This window comes from Parasaccharibacter sp. TMW2.1882 (assembly GCF_023337635.1).
Classification (GTDB): domain Bacteria; phylum Pseudomonadota; class Alphaproteobacteria; order Acetobacterales; family Acetobacteraceae; genus Bombella; species Bombella apis.
The window spans coordinates 69153-89658 of record NZ_NWUT01000003.1 but is presented as its reverse complement, the minus strand read 5'-3'; the positions used below and the strand labels follow the sequence as shown (position 1 = coordinate 89658).

Below are 20506 nucleotides of genomic sequence, written 5' to 3'. Positions count from 1 at the left end.
GCTTCCTGCCATGGCGGCAGACCCGGACCCTGCTCCTGCGCCCGTCACGCATCTCTCCCTGCCGGAAGCCATGGCCATTGCCTATCGCTCCAACCCGCAGATACTCCGTGAGCAGGCCATATTGCGGCAGACTGATGAATCCATGCCGGAGGCCCTGTCCGGATGGCGGCCCACCGTGAGCGGAAGTGCGACCGCCAACTACAACGAGTCCAACTACGTCACCTTCCCGTATGGCGGGAGCTTCCGGTACAATCAGAAATTCAGGGCCCCCGGCTATGCAGCGGGCGTGACCATCACCGAGCCCATCTTCCGCGGGGGCAAGACATGGGCTTCCATGCACAAGGCCCGCAGCTCCATCCTCGGGGAACGGGCACACCTTGTGGACATCGAGCAGCAGCTCTTCGTCAATGTTGTTTCCGCCTATGTTGCCGTCACACAGGCCCGGGCCCTGCTGACCCTGACACGGGAAAATGAACACACGCTGGAAGGGCAGGTCCAGCTGACTACACGACAGCTTGCCCTGAACCAGGCCACCCGCACCGATGCCCTCCAGGCGGAATCACAGTTTGAGGCAGCACAGGCCTCCACCCGTCAGGCCGAGGGACAGGTCCGCGTGGCAGAGGCAACGTTCCAGCGTGTCATAGGTATCATTCCGCCAGAGAAACTGTCTCCAGCGGAGCGGCTTCCGTCCCCTTTCGTTTCGGAGGCGCAAATAAACCAGCTGGCCATCAATGACCTTCCCCAGGTCATGCAGGCCCAGTACCAGCTGGAATCAGCAAAACATGATGTCCGGCTGGCCATCGCCGACCTGCTGCCCCAGATATCCGCCCAGGCCTCCTACCAGAGGCAGGTGAACCAGGGGAACGGCAAATTCTCGGAAGACGCCACAGCCGTGATGCTTCAGGCCTCTCTTCCGCTCTATCAGGGCGGTGCGGAATATGCCCGCATCCGTGCCGCCAAGCAGGCCGTTGATGCAGCTCTCCACAATCTGGCCGAACAGCGGCGTGAGGCCCGCGAGAATGCCATGAGCGCCTGGCAGAAACTGACAGCCGACAGCGACCAGCTCGCCCGCAACCAGAAAGCCGTCGCCACCGGTGTGGAGGCCCTCCATGCCATCCAGCAGCAGGAACTGCTGGGCGTACGGACCACCTTTGAAGTTCTCCAGCAGCAGGAACTGCTCTTCGACCAGCAGAAAACCCTCGTCCAGAATGCAGCCAACCTGATTGAGGATTCCTACCATCTGGCCGCTGCGACAGGCCATCTGACAGCCAAAGAGCTCAACCTGCACGTCTCCCTGTATGACCCGCGCGCCCATTACCATCAGGTGAAATGGAAACTCATCGGAATGGAGTAAGTCTCCTCCCCCAGACATGGCAGACACGCTGCTTTCCTTTCATTCTGCACTGGCCCTGCCCCGGCAAACAGGGCAGAATGAAGAGCCATGCAGCCGAAGCCTGATCCTACCCTCACCCCGGTTTCTTCCCCCGTCACTCCTGCCGGGGGCAAGGAGTCCCCCTGCGCCCGGCAGAGAGCCAGACGGGCCAGATTCGTACATGGCAGCATCATGCGCCATGTCGTCACCATGGCCGGGACAGGCGCCATCGGGCTGATGGCCGTCTTTTTCGTGGACCTGCTCAATTTCTTCTACATCTCACACCTGCATGACCCGACGCTGACAGCGGCCATCGCCTTCGCCACCTCTCTGGGGTTCGTGCAGGTGGCCGTCTCTCTGGGCATGTCCATCGGGCTGGGAGCCAGCACCGGCCGGCTTATCGGGGCCTGCCGCCATTTCCGGGCCAGACGGCAGGCTTCCGCCTTTCTGGTACTCATGCTCGCTGTCACCAGCACGCTGGGATTGATCACGGCCTTTCTGGCCCGCCCCCTGCTGGCCCTGCTCGGCGCCCATGGTGCAGCGCTGGAACACGCCACGCATTTTCTCTACATCACCTCCCCCGCCCTGCCGCTGGTCTGCCTCGGCATGGCTCTCTCCTCCCTGCTGCGGGCCGTGGGGGATGCCAGAAGTGCCATGCGGGTCACCCTGACAGGGGCCGCCTGCACGGTCATCGTGGACCCCATCCTGATCTTTGGCCTGCATCTGGGGCTGGAAGGGGCGGCCATCAGCACGGTCCTGTCCCGCTGTGTCATCTCTCTCAGCGGGTTCCTCAATCTCCGGGGGCATGACATGCTGGAGCGTCCCCGCCTGAGGACGATCCCCAATGCCAGCCGGGCCATAGGGGCCATTGCCCTGCCCGCCATCGGCACCAACATGGCCACCCCTATCGGAAATCTCATCGTCACGCACGCCATGTCCCGTTTCGGGCTGGAGGCCGTCTCCGGGCAGGCCGTGGTGGACCGCATGGTGCCGGTCGCCTTTGCCTTCGTCTTTGCCCTGACAGGCTCCGTCGGCCCCATCATGGCCCAGAATCTGGGAGCACAGCAGCCGGACCGGGTAAAAGAGACCTTTCTCTGCGCCCTCAAGCTCACGGCCCTCTGTGTCGGGCTGGACTGGCTGGTCTTTGCCCTTGGCGAGCCGCTGATCCTCCAGATATTCCATGTCCAGGGCACGGGGGTGGAGCTGGTACGGCTCTTCTGCCACTGGGCCGTGGCCAGCTACATGTTTGTCGGGCTGCTCTTCGTCTCCAACACGGCTTTCAACAATCTGGGGCACCCCCTCTACTCCACAGCTTTCAACTGGAGCAGGGCCACAGTGGGGACCATTCCCTTCATAGCCATCGGCATCCATTACGGGCCCAAAGGGGTGATGATCGGTCAGGCCCTGGGCGTCACGCTTATCGGCTCACTGGCCCTTGTCGCTGCCCTCACCGTCATCCACCGCCTCGGCCAGACGCTGCCCCAGCGGAAGGGGAAAATGCGCTAGCCTCTCCTGCCAGCGAACACGTCCCGGTAGAAAGCCAGCTCCCGGGCAAGGGAATCCGCAATCACCCCAGCATCCCGGAAGCCGTGCCCTTCACCCGGATAGACATGCAGCGACGAGGCCGGAAGCTGCTTCTGCAAAGCCTGCCCCTGAGACAGCGGCACGACACGGTCTGCATCCCCATGAAGGAACAGGACGGGAGCCGTGATCTTCTCCGGCCATGACAGGGGAGACCGGGCCAGATACACGGCCTCCTCCTCCGGCCACGGCGCCACGAGACCATCCAGATACCGGGCCTCGAAACGGTGCGTCTCCTCGGCCAGTGCCCGAAGGTCCGTCACGCCATAGAGCGATGTGCCCGCCACGAACAGGTCGGACCGGGCCAGAGCGGAAAGGACCGTCAGCCCCCCGGCACTGCTGCCCCGGATGACACAGCGTTGCGGGTCCACCAGCCCCTGCTCGATCACCCCCTGAACGGCCCGGCAGCAGTCCTGCACGTCCAGCACGCCCCACTGGCCATCCAGTGCCGCCCGATAGGCCCGGCCAAAACCGGTGGACCCACGATAATTGACATCCAGCACCGCAAAGCCCCGGGATGTCCACCACTGGACCTTGAAGGACAGGTCCGTCCGGGCCTGCCCGGTCGGCCCTCCATGAACGATCACCACAAGAGGGGGCTTTCCCGCCACCTTTTCACAGTGCGACCCCCGGGCGGGAGGGTAGAACTGGGCATGGAGCGGCCCCGGCCCGTTCTCCACGGGAAAGGACAGCGTCTCCGGCAGGGCGATGTCCGCCGCGACCACATGAGGCGGCATCTCCCAGGCCCTGCGGATGACCTCCCGGTCTTCCGCAGCTCCGTCCAGCGTGCCGAGCATCAGGGCAGGGGGACCATCCGGCGGGCTGTTCAGCCATGCAAAGCGTGAGCCTCCCTCCAGCGGCACGGGAACATCATCCGGCACGGCCCCTGCCAGCACGTCCCGCCAGCCTGAAGCCGGTTCATGCAGCAGGGTTACCGGCACGCCCTGCCGCACACCACGGGCCAGCAGCCGCCCCCCCGGCAGGGCCGCACAGCAGGACTGCCCGAACACCCAGGCAGGCAGCCCCACCTCGGCCGGAGCCGGGGGCAGGGGACAGGCCCGCCATGCCGTGCCGCCCCCGGTGATGTCTTCCGGCTCGAAAGCAACCGGCGTCCAGTGCCGGTCAGACTCAGGCGAGGCACCAGCCGGAGCGGCATCGGACAGCGCATGAAGCCGCCGCCCATCCCAGAACGGCCCCATGACGCTACAGTCCTGCCCCGTTCCACCAGTCAGGCAGACCGTCCCGCCCGCACCGGACAGGTCCGTCACATACAGGCCCGTTTCCGTCCACGGCATATGCGGATTCTGCCATGCGATGAAGGCCAGAAACCGCCCATCAGGTGAAAGCCGGGGCGACATGTAAAAATCCGCCCCACTCTGGAGGGAGTGGAGCCGCCCCTGTGCATCAACCTCCACAAGGTCGGCCTTTTCCTCCCCGGAGGGCGTTTCCACTTCCCGCACGCAGACGAGCCGTCCGTCCTGAAGGGACAGGTCCGCATAACGGCATGTCACGCCATCATCACCGGCAGCCGGGCAGAGCGGTTGGGCGGCCTGACCGTTGCGGCTCCGCCAGAGGCCACCCTGCCTGCTGTCGCTGAACAGCACGACCATGTCCGACCCATGAAGTTCCGCAGCCCAGGCCCCACCACCATAGACATGCATGTCCGTACCCACCTGGGCCTCTGGTGGGGTGAGATCGTGCAGGGTACCATCCGGCGCACGCCCGACCACGACACTGCGGCCCTGTTCATCCGGCCGCCGCTCCAGCCAGAGCACCCATCCCGCCACGGCCCTGATCTCCGACAGACTGCGTGTCCGGCGTGTCATCAGCTCCGGCGTGACCCAGGGCAGGGAAGGGGCTGCTGTCATGATGTCTCTCCTGCAAAAAACGTTCTTGCCTTATTTCTGCCTACCCCAGTATTCTGACAGGAGAAAGCACTGGCAGGCCGTTGCTGGACCGGGTTTCTTCTGACTGGACTTGGTGCGGCGCAGTGCCCCCTTTCTAGAGGAAGCCCATCCCCTGATACAGCATCTCTCCGCCTTTCTTGAGCATCTCCCCCCGCTTTATGCCTATCTGACACTAGGGTTTATCATTCTGCTGGAAAGCACGGGGATTCCCCTGCCAGCCGAGAGCCTGCTCATCTTCGCCTCCCTCTATGCCTCCCACACGCACCACTTCACACCGGAGGGGCTGATCATCGCCGCTGTCAGCGGGGCCATCATCGGGGACAATGTCGGATACCTCATCGGCCATCAGCTCGGTTATCATCTGCTGGAAAAACACGGGCGCAAAATCGGCCTGCACAAGGACCGCCTCACCCTTGGCCGCTATCTCTTCCGCCGGTTTGGCGGAGCGGGCGTGCTGCTGGGCCGTTTCATCGCTTTCCTGCGCATTCTCATCGCCCTCCTCGCCGGGGCCTCCCGGATGCCCTGGCTGCCCTTCTCAATTTACAATGCCCTTGGCGGGCTGCTCTGGGGAACATGCTATGTTCTCGTCCCCTACGAACTGGGCAGCCAGATCGACAGCTTTACGGGGCCTCTCGGCATCGGGCTTGCCGTTGTCATGCTGGCAGTGCTGGGCGGGTCGTTCCTTTTTCTCCGCCACCACGAACATGCCCTCATCAGGAAAGCCCTTGCCGATGAGAAACGGCGTGAGGCCAGAAAGAAACGGGCGCATCAGCACTGATCGGGCAGGAGACGTTTCCTGCCCGTGACCATCGTGGGTCTCCTGCCGCTTTGCACTGTCTTCTGCCTGAAGAGCCAGCCGGAAGAGAACAGATACGGCTTCTGCCCTCATTCCCACTGAAGCCTGAGGGAGGGGAATCCCCCTCCCTTTATGGGCGCACCACGATCATGATGACGATGAGGACCATCAGGATGGTCGGAATCTCATTGGCAATGCGATAGAAACGCTCACCATGCCGGTTACGCCCGGCAGCAAAATCACGGCGCCAGACAGAGCAGGCCCCGTGGAACATGAACATGCCCAACAGGCAGAAAACCTTGACCCACCACCAGCCGGAGGACCAGCTCACCACCCCCGGGAGAGAGGCCATCAGAGCACCGGTAAAAAAGGTCACAATCATGGCCGGTGCCATGATCTGCTTCTGAAGGCGACGCTCCATCAGGCTGAAACGGGTACTTTCCTCAGAGCCTGCTTTTATCTGCGTATGATAGACGAACAGCCGGGGCAGATAGAACAGTCCTGCCATCCATGACACGAAAGCCATGATGTGCAGTGAGACAAACCAGTTCAGATGCTTCAGCAGAAACAGTGCCATAATCCCGTTACCTTCCGTTCTTCCCGCCTCCATCATGGGGCGGTCTTCCCGCACATCAGACAGCCTCTCCGGCTGTCATGTCATTTCCGGGCCAGAGCCGCCTCAAGAAGGGGCATGACCTCATCGAGATGCTCCACCCGCACGAATCCCTCCACGGGCCAGAAGCCCGGCAGGGGATGGGATGCCGGACGCAGCAGGATGCAGGACATGCCGGCCCGGCGGGCTGCTTCCGCCCCCGTGTCACTGTCCTCGATCACCACCGTTTCCTCCGGCCGGACACCTTCCACCTCGGCCCCATGCAGATAGACGGCCGGGTCCGGTTTGGGCTGCCCCATATCGGCAGCCGAATGGATGCGGGCCTCCGGCAGGAGGCGATCCATCCCGGTAAAACCGAATTTTGCCTCCATCTCCGCCATGGATGAGTTGGAGCCGACACGGACAGGAACATGCCGTGCCGCCAGAGCCTCCAGCAGGGGAACGGCCCCCGCCACGGGTTCCGTACCTTCCTTCATGAGCCTGACAAGATTGTCCCGCATTTTCGTGTGGGTGCCCGGGGGCAGGGGATGGCCCAGCTCCGCCTCCAGCTCCTTCACTACCTGCGGCAGGGCCTTGCCCGCAAAGCGGGCCAGCCCTTCCTCATCGGAAATGTTCAGGCCCAGCGAGCGGGCAAACCCCGCCGTCGCCCGGCAGGATGGCCCTTCACTGTCAATCAGCACGCCATCACAATCAAAAATGACCAGCTTCAGCCCTGGCCGTAATGCGTTTTTCATGACTGGATGTCCCTGATCGTCTCAACCAGCGTGGCCACATGTTCCGGCGGCGTGGTCTTGATGACACCATGTCCCAGATTGAACACATGTGGCCGCCCCCTGAGGCTGTCCCGGATGCGGCGGGCTTCTGCCTTCAGGGCCTCGCCACCATTCAGCAGGATCATCGGGTCGAGATTGCCCTGGAGGGTCACTGTCTCGGGCACCATTTCAGCCACCTTGGCCATGTCCGCCACCGTATCGAGGGCCAGGGCATTGATGCCGGTCTTCTCGGCATATTCCGCCACCATGACACCGCCCAGACGGGGGAAGCCGATCAGCGGCACGTCAGGATGGCGGGCACGGATATGGGCGACGATCTGCCGTGTCGGCTCGATCACATGACGGCGGAAAGCCTCCGGCGGCAGGATACCCCCCCAGGAATCGAACAGCATGACTGCTTCCGCTCCGGCCTCGATCTGGCCGCACAGCATCTCTGCCGTATTGCGGGTCAGACTCTCCATCAGCCTGTCGAACAGGGCCGGGTTCTTCTGCATCATCGCCCGGATATGGGCGAAATCACGGGAGCTGCCTCCTTCGACCATGTAGCAGGCCACCGTAAAGGGGCTGCCCGCAAAGCCGAGCAGGGTCGTCTCCTCCGGCAGTTCCACACGCAGGCGGCGCAGGGCCTCCCGCACGGGGGCCACCGCTTCCATCATCCGGCCTTCATCCAGCCGGGCAAGGTCAGACTCGCTGCGGATGGGCGTCATCACCGGGCCACGCCCTTCCTCAAAGCGCAGGTCCTGCCCCATGGCCCAGGGGAGGATGAGGATGTCCGAAAACAGGATCGCTCCATCCATGCCATAGCGACGGATGGGTTGCAGGGTCAGCTCCACAGCGATATCGGGCGTCATGCAGCGTGTGATGAAGTCCGCCTGCTCCCGCATGGCCCGGAACTCCGGCAGGTAACGCCCTGCCTGTCGCATCAGCCAGACAGGCGGCGGCCAGACGGCCTCGCCCCGCAAGGCCCGCAGAAGCGGCTTGCCCTGTTTGTCCATCCCTGAAGGAACTGCTCTGTCCTGCTGTGTCATGCCTGCGCCTTGTCCAACATCCCGAAAAAAGGGAAGGGAAGATACCCCCTCCCACGGCCATAGCCATGATGGCATCCATACGGCTATCCTTGCCCCGCTGGGGCGGAAGGCGTCAACTATGGAATGAAGCTCTGTCATGCGATGGCATGATATGATAGCGGCTGCCCGATCATTTACACGGAGGGTCCCCATGCCTGTTCTTGCCAGCGGTTCTGCCATCCGGCTTCAGCTTCTTCATGCCGCCGGAGTCCCTGTCACGGCCAGCCCGGTTGATGTGGATGAAGACGCCCTGCGTCGGCAGGCCGAAGCGCAAGGTCTCTCCCTGCGGGACACGGCCCTTGCCCTGGCCCAGGCCAAGGCAGAAGCAGCCTCCGGCCAGCACCCCGGACGGTTCATCATCGCTGCGGACCAGATTCTGGAGCTGGAAGGCCGGGCCTTCGCCAAACCGGCTGACCTGACCGAGGCCCGCACCCATCTTCTGGCCCTGCGGGGCCGGACCCATGCCCTCCATGCCGCCGTGACCCTCTGGAGGGACGGTCAGCCCCTCTGGTCCCACATCAGCAGCCCGACCCTGACCATGCGCTCCTTTTCGGAGGTGTTTCTGGACGATTATCTCCAGAAGGAAGGGAACGTTCTGCTCTCCTGCGTAGGGTGCTACCGGATCGAAGGGCTGGGCATCCAGCTTTTTGACACTGTAACCGGGAGCAGTGATGCCATTGCCGGGCTGCCGCTCATCCCGCTGCTGGCTGCCCTGCGACAGCATGGTATCCTGCCTGGCTGACAGGCAGCAGGAAGCCCGTGCAATAATTTATGGAAAAAATTGCATCTTCCCCCTTGCCTTTTCCTCCCATGTGGGGATATATGCTCCCCACACGGTGCGTCATCGACACACCGCAAAAGTGGGGCCATAGCTCAGTTGGGAGAGCGCTTGAATGGCATTCAAGAGGTCGTCGGTTCGATCCCGATTGGCTCCACCAGATATCCTCTTACAAATTGTTCCATGTGAAACATCAGCCAGCTTACCTGCCTGATGGCAGGGCCTGTCCCGGCCTTGGCTGCTCTGCTGTTTCATGCCCGGTCGTGCGTTTTTCCTGATGCAGGCACCCCTTGCCATGATGTCCCGTCTCCGGGTGGCCGCAGGCAGCATCTTTCCACCGGGCTGGTGGGGCTTCACCCTGCGCATCTGGGCAGCGCTCGTGCTGGCCCTGCTGGTTGCCTTCTGGGCGCAGATTGATTCTCCCGCCAGTGCTGCCGTGACCGTCATGCTGCTGGCACAACCCCTGCGGGGGCAGGCCCTGAGCAAAGCCTTCTACCGGGTGGTCGGCACTCTGGTTGGTGGTGTCGTAGCCCTCTGCCTTGTCTCCATGTTCGGGCAGGAACGCCAGCTTCTGCTGGGTGGTTGTGCTGTCTGGATGGCCATATGCGCCTATGCTGGCACGTTGCGCCGAGGATTCCGGGCCTATGGGGCCGTCCTTTCAGGCTATGTCGTGGCCCTGATCGCCATTTCCCACATTGATGCCCCCCAGAATGCCTTTGATGTCACGGTGGCCCGTGTCTCCACCGTGATGATCGGCGTTGCCGCCATTGCCACGGTCGCCCTGCTTTCCGGTACACCGCATGTCTGGCAAAGACTCGTGCGCAGTCTGCAAAAAACGGCAGCCGAAGTACGCCATGAAACCCGTCTCGCCCTTGATGACACCGTGCCAACCCTTTCCCCGCTGGAAACCATAGCGCTTTCCAGCACGGTCTTTGCCCTGACCCACCAGGTGCATGATACACGCACGGAACTGACCCGAGGTCGGCTGCGCGCAAAAGGGGCACAGGTCTGTCTCATTGGCATGGTGACGGCCCTGTCCTGCTGCCGCAGCCTGCTGGCTCTCATGCGCCAGGCCACCATCGCCCCCGCCGTGCTGGCCCTGACACGCTTCGACATACACGCCCCTTCTGGCACGGACAGAGAAACCATCCTGGCAGACCTGCTCGGCCGCCTGCCGCCAGAGGCCCCCCGGCTGACCCTGGCCGATGCCTGGCGTCTGGAACGCACGGCCAGCCTGATTGCCAGCCGTCACATCAGCCGCAAAGGTCTCAACACGCTGCTGAAGGCAGCCCCACTGGGCCAGGTAAAAACCATGAGCCGGTTCGCCTTCCACCCGGACAGGATCGCAGCTCTCGTCAATGCCATCAGGGTGCTGCTCTGTTTCAGTGCGGCAGCGGCCCTCTTCATCGGCAGCGGCCTGCCCAATGCCGCCACGGCACTCTCTCAATGCGCCATGCTACTCTGCCTGGGCATCACCCAGCCCAACAGTGCCGCTTTCGGCCGGGGTATCCTGATCGGAACACCGCTGGGCATCCTGACGGCGGGGCTGACCTCGTTCTTCATCCTGCCGCATGTCAACACCATGATGGGCATGGCCATTGTCATGCTCTTCCAGGTCATGTTCAGCTGCCTGCTCATCATCAATCCCGCAACGGCGGCCGCAGGCTCACATTACGGCGCCTTTTTCTTCGTCTTTCTGGGGCTGAACAATCACCATGACTACAACCTTCTTGCCTTTGTGGACCGCAACACCTTCTATCTCTGTGCGGCTGGCATCACCGCCTTCTTCCTCATCCTGTTCCTGCCGCCACGGCCACGGCGGACCCGCTTCCGCATCACTCTCTCCATCGCCAGGGAGCTGGAACGCCAGTTTGCCGCCCGGTCACCATCCTTCACACCAGCCCTGCTGAGCCGCAAATATGACCGGCTCCACCAGCTCTACATGCTGAGCCAGACCATCAGCCAGGAGAAGAAAGGCAAGGCAGCCTGGAGGGTCTGCCAGCGTTTCATCAGTCTGGCAGACCTCACCACAGCCCTGGCCCGGCTGGAGCTGGACCTCAAGACGGCCCGCCAGTACACGGAACTGGCACCACTGGCGGACACCATGCAGATGAGCCTGACCCGCATGAAGCTCTTTTCACTGGCAGACCATCTGCCCCTCATGGCAGAGAAGATGCTCTCCCGGGCGCCAGCCTCCAGCGGGCCTGCCCATGTTGCAGCGGTTCTATGTGCTGCAGGGCTGGAGGAAGTCCGCTTCCTCCTCCAGCAGAACGGATCCGCGCTCCGCCATTACGGAATAGGGCGCAGGCGATGGTAACACGTCACCTTGTCATCAATCTGGATGGGCTGTTCGTGTCCTCCTTCATCATCGACCTGGCCCTGGCCCTGCTGGGGACCTTCCTGCTCCGCCTCATGCTCCAGTGGATGAGGCTCTGGCGTTTCTTCGCCAACCCGCCTCTGGCACAGTTTGCCATCATGATCTGCCTGCTCGGCCTGTTCACCATCCTGCTATAAGGCTGCCAGTGTTTACCCGTGCCTACCGCCTCATCCGTTTTGCTGTCACGGCTTCCATCCTCTGCGTGGCCGGGTTCGTGGCTGTTGTCCTCTGGGACTATTACACCGCCGCCCCGTGGACCCGTAACGGGCAGGTGCGTGTACAGGTGGCCAATATTGCTCCCCGTGTCTCCGGGCAGATCATCACCGTTCCTGTCCATGACAACCAGCAAGTCCATGCTGGAGACGTGCTGTATGTCATCGACCCGTTCGACTATCAGGTCGCCCTCGAAAAAGCCGATGCCGATGTGAACAAGGCCAAGGCAGACCTGGAGTTCCGCCTGAATCAGGCCCGGTGGCGCCATGCCATCCCGGGAGCGGCCGTCTCGCAGGAAGAAAAGACGCAGTATGAGGCTCTGGCACAGCAGGCCCGGGCCATCTACAGCACAGCCCTTGCCCAGCGCAGACAGGCCCAGATCAATCTGGACCGCACGACCGTCCGCAGCTCCATAGACGGCATCATCACAAACCTGACCATGAGGCCGGGGGACTATGCCTCCGCCGGGCAGGTGAACATTCATGTCATCGACACGAATTCATTCTGGGTGGATGGGTATTTCGAGGAAGTGAAGGTCCATGACCTCAGCGTGGGAGACCCTGTCCGCATGGATCTGATGGGCTATCACACCCCGCTTTATGGGCATGTCCACAGCATCACCCGTGGCATTGCAAGCAGGAACGCCCTGACCAATGCCCTCGGCCTGCCCACCGTGGACCCTGTTTATACATGGGTGCGGCTGGCCCAGCGTATTCCCGTCCGCATCAGCCTGGATTCCATCCCGCCGGACCTCAACCTCGCTGCCGGCATGACCGTCACCGTTACAGCCATTTCCGAGAAAGGGAACAGGCGGCGGCGCAGCAACGAGGATGCCTTCCAGCATCTCAGTGACGATCTCCGCCATCTGTTCGGGCACAAATGAGAGAAGGGGAGGGGAGGACCGTGCCTTTTCAGACAAACGAAATGTTATTATATAACATCCACGTCTGCTGATGGCCCTGAAAGGCTTCCATGTTCACGGTGCGTTTTCTCCCCTGCCTGCCGCTTTTTCTGACATTGCTGACAGGCCTGCTGCCCCTTCCTTCCCGGGCCAGCACGGAAACGGGACCGGACCGACCAGCCCCCCTGCTGAGCTGCGTGGAACCCGTCTGGTGCGATATCGCCCAGCAGATTGGTGGCCCAGCGCTACGGACACGCTCGCTCATCACCAGCGAGGGGCTGGACCCGCACCATCTCCAGCCTTCACCCATCATGGCCCGCCAGCTGGCAGCCAGTGATGCCGTGCTGCTCAATGGAGCCACCTATGATGACTGGGCCATGAAGCTGCTTCCCGCCTCTGTGAAGCTCTTCCTTGCTGCCAGTCAGGGGGGCTGGCAGACCGGAGAAGACCCGCATCTCTTTTTTGATCTCCCTACGGTCCGGAATACGGCCCGACAGATCGCCGTCTGGCTTGCCGGGCTTCGCCCCCAGGCCCAGCAGGACATCGACAGGCGCCTCGCCCTGTTCGAACAGCAGATCGACCAGATCGCCACCCGCCAGCAGGCCATCCAGCAGAGAGACCATGGCGCCCCCTTCGCCATGACCGAACCAGCCGGGGAACGTCTCCTGCTGGCGGCTGGGCTGGTCATGACAGACCAGAGCTGGGCCCGTGCCCTGATGAACGAATCCGGTCTGTCCCCCCGTGACACCGCCATGCTGGAAACAGCCCTGCACGAGAAGACCATCCGCTTTCTGGTCAGCAATCCGGCCATCAGCGCCCCACAGGCGAGCAGAATGGAGGACATGGCCCGTCAGTCCGGCATTCCAGTCCTTGCCATCGGGGAAAGCCTGCCCACCGGGCAACACTGGCAGGACTGGCTGAACGGCATCCTCACATCGCTCGAACAGGCCCTGTACCAGACAGCGCCCCGCAACACCCCGCTACCCCCCCATCCATGAAGGAAGCCCGCCTTACCTGCCGGGATGTCAGCCTCCAGGTAGGGGGCCATCCTGTCCTGCATCATGCCACTCTTGATGTTCCCCTGGAGGGCCTGACCATCCTGCGTGGACAGAATGGAGCCGGAAAAACCTGTTTTCTCCGAGCCCTCATGGGGCTGCTTCCCCTACAGGGGGGAGAGCTTCTCATCAATGGCCACCCACCCGCCAGAGCCCGCCGCCATTGTGGGTACATGCCGCAGAAGGCTGACGACACGGCGCCCATGCTGCCAGTCATCAGCCATGTCATGGCCTGTCTGGATGGCACGCACTGGGGCTTTCCTGCCCCTCGCAAAACCCGCAGGAAAGCCAGGGCCCTTCTGGCTGAAGTCGGGGCCCTGCCTCTGGCCTCACGCCCGCTCGGAGCGCTTTCTGGCGGCGAAAGACAGCGTGTTGCCCTTGCACAGGCCCTTGCCGGCTCCCCGAGGTTGCTCATTCTTGACGAACCCTTTGCCGCCCTGGATCGTGCCAGCCATGAAGCGTTGCTCCAGCTTTTCAGCCAGCTTCACCAGCAGAAAAAGGTCAGTCTGTTCATCACGGTTCATGGGCCGCTACAGACCACTGGCCTTGACCTGCCCATGAGAGAGATCACTCTGTCAAAGGGGGCGCTGCATGTCTGAGACCAATCCCTTTTCTTTCCCCTTCATGCAGCATGCCTTTCTGGGCTGTTTTCTCGTTTCGCTGCTGGCTGGCACGCTGGGCTGGCTCATGCTGCTGCGGCGACAGGCTTTTGCAGCCCATGCCCTGCCGCATATCGGCTTCAGTGGAGCAGCAGCGGCCGTGTGGCTGCATCTCCCCCCACTGGCAGGCATGATGGCCGCCAGCATGGTGGGCGGTCTCTTCATGGGGCAGGAACAGCGGGGCAGACAGCATCCCACCCAGCGGGACACGATGACCGGCCTCATTCTGGCCGCCAGCCTGGGGATTGGTGTCTGGTGTCTTCATGAAGCGAATGAAGCGTCTTCCCAGACAACGACCCTGCTTTTTGGCGATGTTCTGGGGCTGGATGGCCCAACCCTTGGCATGCTGGCAGGGCTGGTCTCTGTCTGTCTTGGAGGAGTGGCCATCCTCTGGCGCCCCCTGCTTTTCAGCAGCCTTTGCCCCAGCCTGGCAGAGGCACAGGGCCTCTCGCCAACCCGGCTGGGCCAGCTCTTCCTCCTGCTTGCCGCCCTCGCTGCGGCGGCCTGTGCGGAAATCGCCGGAGCACTGCTCTGTTTCAGCCTGATGGTCGGCCCCGCTGCCGCTGCCCTGAAGCTGGAGCTCCCTCCCTTCCGGGGCATGGTCTGCTCCGTTCTGGGGGCGCTTCTGCTCTCATGGGGCGGGCTGCTCCTCGCCTGGTACAGCGACATTCCCCTGCCATTCTGGATCAGTCTGGGCGGTGTCGGCCTCTACCTGCTGGCTGGAACCGTCATGACCCGGAAAGCCTTGCGTCCTGTCAGAAATCCTTGAGGTTCATCAGGATCAGATGGACGCCGATAAGGATGGCAACAATGACGACATGAAACAGGATCACCCATTTGCCATCCAGCACGAATACTTCATTGTCGCTCTTCGGCCAGACCGTGCGGAACAGCCTGACCCAGAAACCCGGAGCCATGACCGGCCCTGCTGAAAGTTTCATGTCCGTCTCTCTCCTTCGTGGCTTTCTGGCCTGTTCCCCGCCTGACGGGGCCATGCCTATCAGATAGCTGTCCCGGCGTCAGAACGGAATGAAAAACCGCATCCAGGACCGCAACAGTTTTCACAAATTATGAAACTTCTCCTTGAGAGCTGTTTCTTTCCCCGCTATGCGCCTTATCATGAATCTGTGATCAGCCTGTCAGCCCTCCCCCGGCAAACCGACACAGCTGTCTGACCCATTCGAGAGGTTTTTTTGTGACGCAGCCCGCCATGCCAGACCCTCAGGAGCATTTTCTGGATGGACCGGACCTCCCCGCCGGTGTGACACGTTTCTGGCTGGTGCGTCATGCCATCGTGGAAGAAGCAGCACGACAGACCATGTACGGCACGCTGGACGTGCCCCTCTGTCCCCAGCATCTCCGCAGCCAGAAGCCCGCCTACGAGGCCTTGGCCCGGCGCCTGCCCCGCAAGGCGACATGGTTTTCCTCCCCCCTCCAGCGGGCCCGCGACACCGGCCTGACCATTCAGAAAGCCGGCAATTTCTCCACTCCCATGAGGATTGACCCCGCCTTCATTGAACAGTCCATCGGGCAATGGAACGGTACCCCCCACGACACGTTTCCATCCCTGCTCAGAAAACCGGCTCCCCCTTTCTGGTCCATCGCAGCAGATGAACGTCCACCAGAGGGTGAAAGCATGGTGGATGTCCGCCAGCGCATCGGCCTGGCGCTGGAAAGCCATGCCCGACAGAATGCCGGAAAAGACATGGTCATTCTTAGCCATGGCGGTGCCATTCGCATGGCTCTTGCCCACTGTCTGGACATCCCCGTGGAAACGGCCCTGCGCTTCTGCATCCAGAATCTTTCCCTGAGCATCATCGAACATATTGCCGGGCATTGGCGGGTTGTCGCCATCAATGAACTTCCTGCCTTCCACGAGCCCGCAGAATGAAAGGGTGGTTCAAGGATGATCTTTTCCGCGTTGTTCTGAAAAATGCGGGAAAGCTGGGATCGACCAAACTCATCGGGGCTGTCATGGGCCTCGTCGCACTGGTCGTGACCGGGCGAACACTGCGCCCGCATGATTTCGGCGTTCTGACACTGATAGCCTCCTACATCGAGACGATTGCCGCCATCGGCCAGTTCCAGAGCTGGCAGATTGTCCTGCATTATGCTGCTGTTCCCTGGCAGAAGGGAGAGCGCAAGACTGTTCAGACCAGCATCAGCCTGGCCATGGGGCTGGATATCTGTGCGGGGCTTCTCTCCATGGTGTTCGGCATGGTGGCCTTCCTCTGTCTGGGCAAAGTGCTGGGTGTCCATGACAAGCCAACCCTGCTGATCCTGCTCTACTGCACACTGATCCCCGGCATGGGCAGCACGGCCGCCTACGGCATCCTCCGCCTTTTCGACCGCATAGACCTCGTCTCCCGGCAGCAGCTCATCACACCAGCTGTCCGGGCTGTCTGCTGCCTGCTGGCATGGGGCAGTGGCATGAAGCTGGCCGGTTTCGTCATCGCCTGGTACCTGGCTCTTCTGGCTGGCCAGATATATCTCTGGGCCACGGCCCTGCTGGAACTGAAACGCCATGACCTGCTGAAAGGGCTGCGCCCCAGCATCCTGAAGGCAGCCCGGCAGATGCCAAAGGGCATGTGGGGCTTCGTCTGGACCGCCAACATCACCACCCTGCTGGAAACGGTCTGGGAGCCGATCAGCAAGCTGCTGGTCGGCAAGATCGTCAGCACATCGGCAGCCGGCCTCTATTCCCTCGCCATGGAGTTTCTGGATGCTGTCCAGCGGCCTGCAAAACTGCTGGAGAAAAGCTACTACCCCGAAGTCGTTCTCATGGATCCACGGACCTCCGCCCCATGGAAGCTGGCCCTGCGGACCAGCGTCCTTTCCGGCGCACTGGGCATGCTGGCCATGCTGGTTGTCTATATCGGGGGGAAACCCGTCATCAGCATGTTCGGTCACCGCTTTGGCGATGCCGCAACCCTGATGATGTGGATGTCTCCGGCTCTGGTCTTCTTCACCGCCGGGCTGCCAATGGAAGGCGTGCTCTACACGGCGGGACGCTCCCATTACATCATGCTGGCCCAGCTCGTTTCCGTGATTCTTTACGTCCCGCTGCTTGTCTACATGGGCCATCACTACGGCCTGAACGGCGCCGGGCTCGCCTATGCCCTGGGCATGTTCTTTGCTACCATGACCACGTTCGCCATAATGGGTATAACCTATCTGCGCCGCAACAGGATCATCCTCCCTCATGAAAGGGAGATCCGCCAGACCGACAGCCTGCCCGCCTCGCCCGGCAGCTGATACCTTGCCAGGAGATGCCAGCCCAGCCATGCCCATTTTCCCTTTCCGCCCTTCTGCCAGCCGCCGCAGCACACCGGCTTTCCCTCAGAAGATGCTGGATACCGTCTTTGAGCATGTTCTCCTTGATGACGTTCCCCACCCTGACACCCCCCTGCCCGAGGATGTCCTGCCCGCCTGTGAGAAGACTGAAATCCGGGATGGCTACAATCTCTGCTGGCAGCTTCTCGAACATGGCGTGGACCGCAAGGCCTTCCGTCGCCTGATCCTGAAGATTGCCCTCTCTGGCACAGCCAGCAAGGACGAACAGCTGGCCTTCAAATACGCACGGGCCAAATTCAAGCACATGCGCTTTGCCTGTGCCAATTTCACCAGGCAGCACCGTTATCCGCTCCTGCTGCATGTTGTCACCATCATCATGGGCAACATGCAGGATGCCTTCAAAAACCACCAGCGGCGGGCTACGCTGATCAACGGCCTCATCCTCTGGGTCGTGCTCTCACCGGTCTATTACTGGCTGATCGCCGCCCCCATCGCCCTCTGGAAAGAAGACAGTACGGCAGGCATCATCGCTTACCAGAAGAAAGAAAATGCCAGACTGGCAAAACTGATACGCACGCTGGATGCCACAACCGGCCATGAATTCCATGTCATGCGCAAGATCGTCAGCCGCCGGGTGGCCTTCAATGACACACTGCGCACGATCCGCCCCTCCAGAGCGCTGGACCAGCTTTCAGAATATCTCGCCACGATCAACGGCATGATGGGCGATTTCCATGACGGGCTGATCGAGAAAAAACTGGAGGGAACGCAGGATTACCGGCGGGACCGCTTCCAATCCCCGGAGGGAATTCCCCAGCGCATCCGGGCCTTCCTGGAACGCAGCCCACACTGAACGCCCGCCCCTTGCGGCAAGGCCCATCCAGAAAAACGGATGGGCCTTCCTGCTTCAGACAAGCCCGTGCCGTGCCAGAATATCCAGCACGTCCTGCCGCACAGCTTCGTAAGACTGGCGGGCATCGACCTCAACCAGCGGAGCATGATTGAAATTCAGCTGCGGCATCAGCTCCGCCTTGATCCGCAGGGCCTCGAGGTCATGGTCCGGTTTGCGGCCATGGGCTGTTTCCGCATCCACATTCAGCCGGATGACCAGATCAGGCCGGAAGGCCACGATCCGGCGATAGATGCCACGTTCCAGCCAGGCCAGAAACCGGATCAGCGGATTGCTGCTATAAGCCGCTGAAAGACCAGGACCATCACACTGGCCAGGAATTTCCATTTGCGGGTAACGGTCCGTCACCACCAGAAATCCCTTCTCGACCGCCCGCCTGACCCGTAGAAAGCGCTTCAGCCGCACCAGAGAAAAGACAAACAGAACAAGACCCGTCATCAGGCCCGGCATTTTTTCACCCTTGGTCCGGGCCTTCTTGGCCTTGCCGTTCAGCTTCTTCTCCAACGCTGGACCAATAAGGGGCAGAGCCCCGATCCGCCGCCCAAGATCACCCGAACCAAGACCAAGATACCCATAAACGGTTGGACGTGTTTCAGAAAAATGCTGGACCAGAGACTGGCTGATACTGGACTTGCCAGACCCATCACACCCAACCAGCGAAACCAAACAGCCTGCCCGGGGCTGCGCAGCCAATCCCTGGCCGGAACGGGGATAGAGTGCCAGCACCTTGCGGACTGTTTCTTCTGCCTGTGCCAGCACCTGCGCCAGCGGCTCGGTGGCATCGATATCAACGATGGGAGCACCAGAAAAATCCAGCCGGGCAAGGTCTTCAATCTTGCGGGCCAGCTTGAAAGAAACATGATCCGGCTTGCGTTGCAGGGCTGTCTCCAGGTCAACATTCAGCCGTATGACGACATCTGGCCGGAAACGGGCCATCCGTGCATAGAGCGCCCGCTCCACCCGGCTGAAAATCCGCAGCAGGACGCCATCCCGGTTCAGATTGGCCAGAGTGGGGCCATCCATGGGGCCGGGCACACTGTTCTGCGGATAACGATCCGTCAGCACGGCCATGCCCCGTTCATGTTTGCACCGCATGAGTGCGAAACGAAACACACGCCGCATGGACAGAACGAAACCCGACACGGCCGCCAGCACGCCTGCTTTTTTGCCGGTCTGTATCCGGCTGTTTTCTTTCCTGGCCTTGCCTGTCACATACGGGCCAATGAAGGGCAGGGGGGCAAGCGTACGCTCCAGATTGCCTGCCTGCTTGCCGAGATGGCAGAAAGCCGTCGGCCGCTCGGCCTGCAACAGCGCCAGCAGGGCCGTCCCCACGGTGGACTTCCCACTTCCATCACACCCGACCAGGGCTATCACCGGCTGATGCCGCCCTGCGACTGGCCGAGGCTTGAAATCGCTTACACGCATAGCACTCTCATCTTCTCTGACGCTGCCATCCTATCCTGTCCTGCCTGTCCATAACAGACTTATGGCCGGCCTGCCCGCATAAAGTGCCCTGATCCAGCCATATATCCTTAACATGAGGAAACACGTCATCATCATGAAACGGTCTGCCCATAAAAAATGGCTGGCAACCTCCATGAGGATGCCAGCCATCGAAACTTGCTGAATATCGCTTATGCCTTTCTCAGGACATGAAACAGATTTTACTCTCAGCCTCTGCCGTTACCAGGCGGAGGACCAAACCTGTTGTTCCCCGGCGTCCCCGGCTGACACAAAAAAATGAGAGTAGCGATCGGGCAAAGCAGGAATGGGATAATGGGAAGGAAAACGAGTGGGGACAGATGTCCCCCTGACGGATTTAATTTATACAGGAACGCAACATAGTAAACGACGATCACTGAGAAGGATGCTGACGGCAGCCATACCCACCAACCGGACCGACCAGTATCATGTAACCGTCGCATCCCAACAGCTATACCCGGTAAAAACATTAAAATAGAAAAAACAATCCATGGAAATATACTACCAAATATATAATAGATTATTTCAATAACAAAATAAAAAATACATTCAAAAAGCCTAAAATACCAGTATTCAGGAAAAGTTGCCCGTCCGCTGAATGTCACCTAATTTTTTATACCTTTTATGCAATAGCCGAACGGACTGGCACTCTTCACGTTTCATCCTCCAGAAAGAAAGAGTAATTTTTCAAAAAAATAAATGAAAAGTCAACGCAGGGTAACGTCAGT

20 protein-coding genes and 1 tRNA gene are annotated in these 20506 nt (G+C 61.2%); 14 read left to right on the top strand and 7 right to left on the bottom strand.

The genetic code is table 11. From position 1 onward, the window contains the following. Window positions 1–10 precede the first annotated feature (10 nt). Window positions 11–1354, top strand: a complete 1344-nt coding sequence (locus CO583_RS07995; RefSeq protein ID WP_043559475.1) for a TolC family outer membrane protein — start codon at window positions 11–13, stop codon at window positions 1352–1354. A gap of 87 nt (window positions 1355–1441) precedes the next feature. Further along, window positions 1442–2878 (top strand): MATE family efflux transporter, encoded by a 1437-nt coding sequence (locus CO583_RS07990; protein WP_248630731.1) that lies wholly within the window; start codon window positions 1442–1444, stop codon window positions 2876–2878. Here CO583_RS07990 and CO583_RS07985 read toward each other — a convergent pair. Continuing rightward, window positions 2875–4821, bottom strand: a complete 1947-nt coding sequence (locus CO583_RS07985) for a prolyl oligopeptidase family serine peptidase (protein WP_248630730.1) — start codon at window positions 4819–4821, stop codon at window positions 2875–2877. The genes CO583_RS07990 and CO583_RS07985 overlap by 4 nt on opposite strands. Before the next feature lie 112 nt (window positions 4822–4933). Here CO583_RS07985 and CO583_RS07980 point away from each other — a divergent pair, with 112 nt between their 5' ends. Beyond that, window positions 4934–5638: a DedA family protein gene (locus CO583_RS07980; RefSeq protein WP_227449746.1), complete on the top strand. Its 705-nt coding sequence runs from the start codon at window positions 4934–4936 to the stop codon at window positions 5636–5638. A gap of 148 nt (window positions 5639–5786) precedes the next feature. On the opposite strand, the gene hemJ is transcribed toward CO583_RS07980, so the two are convergent. The 3 genes from hemJ to hemE form a co-directional block, all read right to left on the bottom strand. Next, window positions 5787–6233 (bottom strand): protoporphyrinogen oxidase HemJ, encoded by a 447-nt coding sequence (gene hemJ, locus CO583_RS07975; protein ID WP_043559109.1) that lies wholly within the window; start codon window positions 6231–6233, stop codon window positions 5787–5789. A gap of 80 nt (window positions 6234–6313) precedes the next feature. Further along, complete coding sequence (locus tag CO583_RS07970) at window positions 6314–7003, bottom strand: HAD family phosphatase (RefSeq protein ID WP_248630729.1); 690 nt, start codon at window positions 7001–7003, stop codon at window positions 6314–6316. After that, window positions 7000–8037: a uroporphyrinogen decarboxylase gene (hemE, locus tag CO583_RS07965; RefSeq protein WP_154981108.1), complete on the bottom strand. Its 1038-nt coding sequence runs from the start codon at window positions 8035–8037 to the stop codon at window positions 7000–7002. The genes CO583_RS07970 and hemE overlap by 4 nt, the downstream gene beginning before the upstream one ends. A 223-nt stretch (window positions 8038–8260) precedes the next feature. Between hemE and CO583_RS07960 the strand changes: the two genes are divergently transcribed. The 8 genes from CO583_RS07960 to CO583_RS07925 all read left to right on the top strand — a co-directional run bounded on the left by CO583_RS07960 (window position 8261) and on the right by CO583_RS07925 (window position 14861). Then, window positions 8261–8851: a nucleoside triphosphate pyrophosphatase gene (locus CO583_RS07960; protein ID WP_043559116.1), complete on the top strand. Its 591-nt coding sequence runs from the start codon at window positions 8261–8263 to the stop codon at window positions 8849–8851. A gap of 120 nt (window positions 8852–8971) precedes the next feature. Further along, window positions 8972–9047: transfer RNA gene (locus tag CO583_RS07955), tRNA-Ala, on the top strand. A 135-nt stretch (window positions 9048–9182) separates the two neighbouring features. Further along, window positions 9183–11204, top strand: a complete 2022-nt coding sequence (locus CO583_RS07950; protein WP_248630728.1) for an FUSC family protein — start codon at window positions 9183–9185, stop codon at window positions 11202–11204. Beyond that, a complete protein-coding gene (locus CO583_RS07945) occupies window positions 11198–11401 on the top strand; it encodes a DUF1656 domain-containing protein (RefSeq protein ID WP_043559119.1) in 204 nt (67 codons plus the stop codon). Before CO583_RS07950 ends, CO583_RS07945 begins: the two co-directional genes overlap by 7 nt. 8 nt (window positions 11402–11409) lie before the next feature. Next, a complete protein-coding gene (locus tag CO583_RS07940) occupies window positions 11410–12360 on the top strand; it encodes an HlyD family secretion protein (protein ID WP_043559122.1) in 951 nt (316 codons plus the stop codon). Window positions 12361–12449: 89 nt separating this feature from the next. Next, the gene (locus tag CO583_RS07935; protein ID WP_248630727.1) at window positions 12450–13376 is read left to right on the top strand and encodes a metal ABC transporter solute-binding protein, Zn/Mn family; all 927 of its coding nucleotides are present in this window, start codon (window positions 12450–12452) and stop codon (window positions 13374–13376) included. After that, on the top strand, window positions 13373–14032 hold the full coding sequence (locus CO583_RS07930) for a metal ABC transporter ATP-binding protein (RefSeq protein ID WP_086431606.1): 660 nt from the start codon (window positions 13373–13375) through the stop codon (window positions 14030–14032). The genes CO583_RS07935 and CO583_RS07930 overlap by 4 nt, the downstream gene beginning before the upstream one ends. After that, window positions 14025–14861 (top strand): metal ABC transporter permease, encoded by an 837-nt coding sequence (locus CO583_RS07925; protein ID WP_043559127.1) that lies wholly within the window; start codon window positions 14025–14027, stop codon window positions 14859–14861. Before CO583_RS07930 ends, CO583_RS07925 begins: the two co-directional genes overlap by 8 nt. Here the strand turns inward: CO583_RS07925 and CO583_RS07920 are convergent. Next, window positions 14848–15033, bottom strand: coding sequence for a hypothetical protein (locus tag CO583_RS07920; protein WP_043559129.1), 186 nt, complete (start codon window positions 15031–15033; stop codon window positions 14848–14850). The two genes, CO583_RS07925 and CO583_RS07920, sit on opposite strands and share 14 nt — an antisense overlap. A 254-nt stretch (window positions 15034–15287) precedes the next feature. On the opposite strand from CO583_RS07920, the gene CO583_RS07915 reads away from it, so the two are divergent. Genes CO583_RS07915 through CO583_RS07905 form a run of 3 tightly spaced genes read left to right on the top strand, consistent with a single transcriptional unit; the run spans window position 15288 to window position 18239 of the window. After that, window positions 15288–15983: a histidine phosphatase family protein gene (locus tag CO583_RS07915; protein ID WP_333645380.1), complete on the top strand. Its 696-nt coding sequence runs from the start codon at window positions 15288–15290 to the stop codon at window positions 15981–15983. Further along, window positions 15980–17347 carry a lipopolysaccharide biosynthesis protein gene (locus tag CO583_RS07910; RefSeq protein WP_052348979.1) on the top strand — a complete coding sequence of 456 codons (1368 nt, stop codon included), beginning with the start codon at window positions 15980–15982 and terminating at the stop codon, window positions 17345–17347. Before CO583_RS07915 ends, CO583_RS07910 begins: the two co-directional genes overlap by 4 nt. Then, window positions 17295–18239: a hypothetical protein gene (locus CO583_RS07905; RefSeq protein WP_227656487.1), complete on the top strand. Its 945-nt coding sequence runs from the start codon at window positions 17295–17297 to the stop codon at window positions 18237–18239. The genes CO583_RS07910 and CO583_RS07905 overlap by 53 nt, the downstream gene beginning before the upstream one ends. Before the next feature lie 54 nt (window positions 18240–18293). Here CO583_RS07905 and CO583_RS07900 read toward each other — a convergent pair whose 3' ends face one another. Further along, complete coding sequence (locus CO583_RS07900) at window positions 18294–19721, bottom strand: hypothetical protein (RefSeq protein ID WP_219811865.1); 1428 nt, start codon at window positions 19719–19721, stop codon at window positions 18294–18296. 245 nt (window positions 19722–19966) lie between these two features. Then, entirely contained in the window at window positions 19967–20383 is a 417-nt protein-coding gene (locus CO583_RS07895; RefSeq protein ID WP_249103346.1) for a DUF805 domain-containing protein, read from the bottom strand. Between the last annotated feature and the right edge of the window lie 123 nt (window positions 20384–20506).

Bases quoted from the DNA above. Each gene is read 5' to 3' on its own strand.
- CO583_RS07935 (WP_248630727.1), top strand. From the start codon at position 12,450: ATGTTCACGGTGCGTTTTCTCCCCTGCCTGCCGCTTTTTCTGACATTG.
- CO583_RS07950 (WP_248630728.1), top strand. From the start codon at position 9,183: ATGATGTCCCGTCTCCGGGTGGCCGCAGGCAGCATCTTTCCACCGGGC.
- CO583_RS07905 (WP_227656487.1), top strand. From the start codon at position 17,295: ATGAAAGGGAGATCCGCCAGACCGACAGCCTGCCCGCCTCGCCCGGCA.
- hemJ (WP_043559109.1), bottom strand. From the start codon at position 6,233: ATGGCACTGTTTCTGCTGAAGCATCTGAACTGGTTTGTCTCACTGCAC.
- CO583_RS07960 (WP_043559116.1), top strand. From the start codon at position 8,261: ATGCCTGTTCTTGCCAGCGGTTCTGCCATCCGGCTTCAGCTTCTTCAT.
- CO583_RS07925 (WP_043559127.1), top strand. From the start codon at position 14,025: ATGTCTGAGACCAATCCCTTTTCTTTCCCCTTCATGCAGCATGCCTTT.
- CO583_RS07920 (WP_043559129.1), bottom strand. From the start codon at position 15,033: ATGAAACTTTCAGCAGGGCCGGTCATGGCTCCGGGTTTCTGGGTCAGG.
- CO583_RS07990 (WP_248630731.1), top strand. From the start codon at position 1,442: ATGCAGCCGAAGCCTGATCCTACCCTCACCCCGGTTTCTTCCCCCGTC.
- CO583_RS07900 (WP_219811865.1), bottom strand. From the start codon at position 19,721: ATGCGTGTAAGCGATTTCAAGCCTCGGCCAGTCGCAGGGCGGCATCAG.
- CO583_RS07930 (WP_086431606.1), top strand. From the start codon at position 13,373: ATGAAGGAAGCCCGCCTTACCTGCCGGGATGTCAGCCTCCAGGTAGGG.
- CO583_RS07985 (WP_248630730.1), bottom strand. From the start codon at position 4,821: ATGACAGCAGCCCCTTCCCTGCCCTGGGTCACGCCGGAGCTGATGACA.
- CO583_RS07910 (WP_052348979.1), top strand. From the start codon at position 15,980: ATGAAAGGGTGGTTCAAGGATGATCTTTTCCGCGTTGTTCTGAAAAAT.
- CO583_RS07970 (WP_248630729.1), bottom strand. From the start codon at position 7,003: ATGAAAAACGCATTACGGCCAGGGCTGAAGCTGGTCATTTTTGATTGT.
- CO583_RS07995 (WP_043559475.1), top strand. From the start codon at position 11: ATGGCGGCAGACCCGGACCCTGCTCCTGCGCCCGTCACGCATCTCTCC.
- hemE (WP_154981108.1), bottom strand. From the start codon at position 8,037: ATGGACAAACAGGGCAAGCCGCTTCTGCGGGCCTTGCGGGGCGAGGCC.
- CO583_RS07945 (WP_043559119.1), top strand. From the start codon at position 11,198: ATGGTAACACGTCACCTTGTCATCAATCTGGATGGGCTGTTCGTGTCC.